Source organism: Kaistia sp. MMO-174 (assembly GCF_037147815.1).
Lineage (GTDB): Bacteria > Pseudomonadota > Alphaproteobacteria > Rhizobiales > Kaistiaceae > Kaistia > Kaistia nematophila.
Genome location: NZ_JBBCUO010000035.1, coordinates 1 through 223 on the forward strand (window position 1 = coordinate 1; position 223 = coordinate 223).

1 protein-coding gene is annotated in these 223 nt (G+C 63.2%); it reads right to left on the minus strand.

Features of this window, described 5'->3' with window-relative positions:
• Positions 1 to 223: hypothetical protein (locus WFK98_RS27300; protein ID WP_336802533.1), on the minus strand; the 223-nt coding region annotated here is incomplete at both ends.

The window sequence follows — 223 nt, forward strand, 5'->3', positions numbered from 1 at the left end:
CTCGCGCCACCAGATCGTGCTGCCGTCCGGGCTGGATAGAAACACCTTCACGCACGGGACATAGGGAAGCGCCGGGAAGAAGATCTGCAGCGGGCTCGAATTGTCCGGTCCGGGGCTCTGGCTTGCATTGATGCCAATGATCCTGCGGCTGGCGACCGCATGAATGTTGCCGGCGAAGGGCCAGGCCGTGTCGAAATCGAGCCTGTCGCGTGTCAGGCTCGGA